This window comes from Dehalococcoidia bacterium, assembly GCA_041653995.1.
Classification (GTDB): Bacteria; Chloroflexota; Dehalococcoidia; order GIF9; family UBA5629; genus CAIMUM01.
The window spans coordinates 1349-3515 of the sequence record JBAZEK010000053.1 but is presented as its reverse complement, the minus strand read 5'-3'; the positions used below and the strand labels follow the sequence as shown (position 1 = coordinate 3515).

Annotated in this window: 3 protein-coding genes; all 3 read right to left on the bottom strand. The window is 53.4% G+C overall.

The genetic code is table 11. From position 1 onward, the window contains the following. Positions 1 to 984, bottom strand: a 984-nt coding sequence (locus WC359_15215; GenBank protein ID MFA5401800.1) for a branched-chain amino acid ABC transporter permease, incomplete at its 3' end; no start/stop codon positions are given. Then, entirely contained in the window at positions 981 to 1868 is an 888-nt protein-coding gene (locus WC359_15210; GenBank protein ID MFA5401799.1) for a branched-chain amino acid ABC transporter permease, read from the bottom strand. The genes WC359_15210 and WC359_15215, both read right to left, overlap by 4 nt. Before the next feature lie 94 nt (positions 1869 to 1962). Next, on the bottom strand, positions 1963 to 2167 hold a 205-nt coding region (locus WC359_15205), incomplete at its 5' end, for a hypothetical protein (GenBank protein ID MFA5401798.1).

Below are 2167 nucleotides of genomic sequence, written 5' to 3'. Positions count from 1 at the left end.
GGGCAGGTCGCGCCAGTTGATTTTCAGCCACGTTGTGCCGGACTTGATGGCTACAAAGAGCCCTTCCGGCATCAGTATCATTACCAGCATCAATATCAGGCCGTAGATTATGATGTCCAACTGAGGGAACTTGTTAAAGCCAAGCAAGACTTCATCGCTCAGGAATCGTGTTGTTCCGGCGCCGAAGATGGCGCCCCATATACTGGCCAACCCTCCGATGACCGCCATGACGACGAGCTTCACTGAGGCCAGGAAGTCGAACGACTGCGGGCTTACATGCCTGAGGTGATGCGCGAAGAGACTGCCGGCAAGGGAGGCGTAGACTGCACTTAGCACAAAAATCTTGACTTTAAACTGGGTCACATTTATGCCCAGCGACTCGGCAGCGGCCTCGTTGCCGTGGATTGCCCGCAATGCTCTGCCGGTGCGTGACCTGACGATATTCTGGGAGAGAAAAAGAATGGCAAGACAGAAGAACCAGACGAGAAAATAACGCTTGAAGCTGGTGTCAAAAGAGAATCCGCCGATGGATAGATAGGGAATACCGGACATGCCGTCGGGGCCGCCGGTGAATTGCACCATCTGGTTGAAAAGGGTCCACATGATAAGGCCTATGCCCAGTGTGGCCATCGCCAGGTAGTTGCCGCGCAGCCTGAAGATGGGATAGCCTATTATGTAGGCAAATGTGCCGGTAGCTATGGCGGCTATTACCATAGCAAGCCAGGGATTCAGGCCGTGGGTCTTGCTAAGAACGGCCGAGAAATAAGCGCCCAGGCCATAAAAAGCAGCCTGGCCCAGTGATACCTGTCCCGTGTAACCCATGAGCATGCACAGTCCCACCGTGATCATGGTGCTGATGCCGACGAATATCATTATGCTGGTGTACTGGCCGAGGAACCATTTGAAGGGAACCAGCGCAAGAAATATTATCAGCGCAGCAACCGCGAGCCAGCTCCATTTTTTCTTTGCCCAGGCCAGTATCATGCCGCCCTCTCCGCTGCCGCCAGTTTCCCCGACCGTATCAGCAGTATCAGTAGCAGTACTACCAGCGCGATAACGTCTTTATAGGCAGAGGTGAACGGGCCCCAGTTAAAGCCGACGGCCAGGCTCTCGATGATGCCCAGCATTATGCCGCCGATAACTGTGGCGATCGGGCTCATGAATCCGCCTACGGCTGCGGCGACGAAGCCTTTAAGCCCCAGCATGACGCCCATGCCATAGCTGGCCATCGCCATTGGGGCTATCACTACTCCGCCGATGCCGCCTATGGCTGCGGCGATTATGAAGGCGATAAGCGCCATGGCTTTAGTATTGATGCCGACCAGGCTGGCAGCCTCAGGATTAACGGCGCAGGCCCGCAGCGCTTTCCCAACCATGGTGTGTGAAAGGAACAAATACAGCAGTATTGTTACCAGGAAGGTGATTCCGATTATCCAGAGTGCCTGTGGTTCTATGTAAGCGCCGAGGAATGAAATCGATCCGCGGCCGGTGAAAGGAGAAGGGCTCACGGCATTCACGCCGAACTGGTTGCCTGCGATACCCCTTATGAAGATCGCTGCCCCGATCGTGATGATAATAAGGCTTATTACAGATGCCCGCCGCGCCGTTCGTATCGCCAGTATATACATGAGGGCGCCGACTCCAGCTGCTATCAGTATCGCGATTATTAAGGCTAAGGGAACAGGTAGACCTGCTTCAACTGCCAGTACATATGATAGCATGCCGCCCAGCATGACAAACTCACCCTGGGCGAAATTGATAATCTGTGTGACGGAATAGATAATGGTGAAACCAAGCCCTATCAGGGCGTAGATACTGCCCTGTGTCAGGCCTGACATGAGATATTGAACAAACTGATCAGCAGACATTTAAAAAGTTCCCAAAGCCACGCGGCAATAAAAAAGGGGGGAAAGCTAAGCTCCCCCCCTCATAATATCAATAGTCTAGAGCACAGTCAATTTCTTACTGAGACACCGTCCATGTCCCATCGACTATCTCAATCAGTGCCAGAGAACCGGGTTGCATGCCGAGGTGGTCGGTGGGAGACATCGTGAAGATGCCGCTTATACCGATGAAATCGGTCGTTTCCTCAATCAAGTCTCTTAACTGGGCTCTGGCATCATCCAGGCTCAAGCCTTCGTCCAGGTCCTCGAGAGCATTCACAACT

What these genes read in the sequence shown, in the direction of transcription:
- WC359_15210 (MFA5401799.1), bottom strand. Translation starts at nt 1,868, where the DNA reads ATGTCTGCTGATCAGTTTGTTCAATATCTCATGTCAGGCCTGACACAG.